We start from the raw sequence: 1,992 nt of genomic DNA, 5'->3' as shown, positions 1-1,992 counted from the left end.
CCGATAAAATCGACCGGACGCGCAGCATAATAGGCAAGGTTCCCTGAGCTGTCAACGGCTTAATATGAAATTCGTGTGCGACCGATGAAAAAGCCGTCAATTCAGTAAAATGACAAAAAAATACCCGGCATTAAGCCGGGTATCAGGTCGCTGAACAATGATTACTGTGCTTCGCGCTCAGCAATAAAGGCCAGCGCCATATCGATACGCGCCAGAGAGCGGGACTGACCAATTGCATGTACGGTCACATCCAGACCCGGAGACTGACCGGCACCGGTCACAGCAACACGTAACGGCATACCGACTTTACCCATCCCGATTTCCAGCTCATCAGCCGTTGCCTGAATGGCTTCGTGTACGGCTTCCGGTGTCCAGGTGGTCAGGGCGGCCAGTTTGGCTTTAACCACTTCCAGCGGCTGACGGGCAACCGGGCGCAGATGTTTTTTCGCGGCATCGGCATCGAAGCTGTCAAAGTCTTCATAGAAGTAACGGCAGGTTTCTGCCATTTCTTTCAGTGTTTTGCAGCGTTCGCCCAGCAGGCGGACCAGGTCTGCCAGTTCCGGGCCGTTGCGGGTATCAATCCCGGTGTTCTCAATATGCCATTGCAGGTAAACTGCCACTTCTTCCGCCGGCATACTGTTAATGTAGTGGTGGTTGAGCCACTGTAATTTCTCAGTATTGAATGCACTGGCGGATTTGCTGACGGCTTCCAGGGTGAACAGCTCAGTCATTTCTTCAATGCTGAAGATTTCCTGATCACCGTGAGACCAGCCCAGACGCACCAGGTAGTTCAGCAGCGCCTGCGGCAGATAGCCGTCATCGCGGTACTGCATCACACCCACTGCACCATGGCGTTTGGATAATTTCTTGCCGTCGTCGCCGTTGATCATGGAGACGTGGGCATATTCCGGCACCGGCGCACCGAGGGCTTTCAGGATGTTGATCTGGCGTGGTGTGTTGTTGATATGGTCTTCACCACGGATAACATGAGTGATTTCCATATCCCAGTCATCGACAACCACACAGAAGTTATAGGTCGGGGATCCATCAGTACGGCGGATGATTAAGTCATCCAGTTCCTGGTTGCTGAATTCAATCGGCCCGCGGATTTTGTCGTCAAAAATAACAGATCCTTCCTGCGGGTTACGGAAACGCACCACATGCGGCTCATCCGCAGTATGGTTATGGGCGTGATCGCGGCAGCAGCCGTCGTAACGCGGCTTCTCATTATTCGCCATCTGTTTTTCACGCAGGGCTTCCAGGCGCTCTTTGGAGCAATAGCAGCGGTAAGCGGTACCGTTTTCAATCATGGTGTCGATCACCTGATTGTAGCGGTCAAAGCGTTTGGTCTGGTAATACGGACCTTCATCCCAGCCGAGATTCAGCCAGTTCATCCCGTCCATAATGGCGTCGATAGCTTCCTGAGTTGAGCGTTCAAGATCGGTATCTTCTATACGCAGGACAAATTCACCGTGGTTGTGACGGCTGTACAGCCAGGAGTACAGAGCGGTACGTGCGCCGCCCACATGCAGGTAGCCGGTAGGGCTGGGTGCGAAACGGGTTTTTACTTTACTCATTGGAATGCCTTTCATAACGTCTGTGCCAGACGTAGTGGATGAAGAAATACGATGCGGGATATTTTAGCACTGAGACACAATTCCTCAATGAAAAGGGGGAAAGAAGGCCGAAAAAGTCATTTTTCTCGTGTTAAATGGAAAAACACATGACAAAACAGGATGTTTTTGCAGCAATGAATCTGACGGCGATCACGATTTATCCGATTTCTGCTTACATACTGCGCGCGGATGGCGATAATCAGAACAGGGTGACTAAAATTACAACGAACGATCATTTTCTTTCGAAAAAGCGTTGACTCAAACGCGCAGATCCCTATAATGCACCTCCATCACGACGGGCGATTAGCTCAGTTGGTAGAGCATCTCCCTTACAAGGAGGGGGTCACTGGTTCGAGCCCGGTATCGCCCACCATTC

The 1,992-nt window shown here is 51.5% G+C and carries 2 protein-coding genes and 1 tRNA gene; 2 read left to right on the top strand and 1 reads right to left on the bottom strand.

Translation table 11 applies throughout. The annotated features are described in order from the left end of the window. Positions 1-161: 161 nt before the first annotated feature. Positions 162-1,577, bottom strand: a complete 1,416-nt coding sequence (gene gltX, locus AB7038_RS09855; protein ID WP_368888990.1) for a glutamate--tRNA ligase — start codon at positions 1,575-1,577, stop codon at positions 162-164. A gap of 146 nt (positions 1,578-1,723) precedes the next feature. On the opposite strand from gltX, the gene AB7038_RS09850 reads away from it, so the two are divergent. Continuing rightward, positions 1,724-1,873 carry a hypothetical protein gene (locus tag AB7038_RS09850; protein WP_162817218.1) on the top strand — a complete coding sequence of 50 codons (150 nt, stop codon included), beginning with the start codon at positions 1,724-1,726 and terminating at the stop codon, positions 1,871-1,873. Between the two features lie 40 nt (positions 1,874-1,913). Continuing rightward, a tRNA-Val gene (locus tag AB7038_RS09845) sits at positions 1,914-1,989 on the top strand. Positions 1,990-1,992: the final 3 nt, after the last annotated feature.

The sequence above is a fragment of the Morganella morganii genome (genome assembly GCF_041099235.1).
In the GTDB taxonomy this organism is placed as follows: Bacteria; Pseudomonadota; Gammaproteobacteria; order Enterobacterales; family Enterobacteriaceae; genus Morganella; species Morganella morganii_E.
This window is presented reverse-complemented; position numbering and strand designations above follow the sequence as displayed.

What these genes read in the sequence shown, in the direction of transcription:
- gltX (WP_368888990.1), bottom strand. Translation starts at nt 1,577, where the DNA reads ATGAGTAAAGTAAAAACCCGTTTCGCACCCAGCCCTACCGGCTACCTG.
- AB7038_RS09850 (WP_162817218.1), top strand. Translation starts at nt 1,724, where the DNA reads ATGACAAAACAGGATGTTTTTGCAGCAATGAATCTGACGGCGATCACG.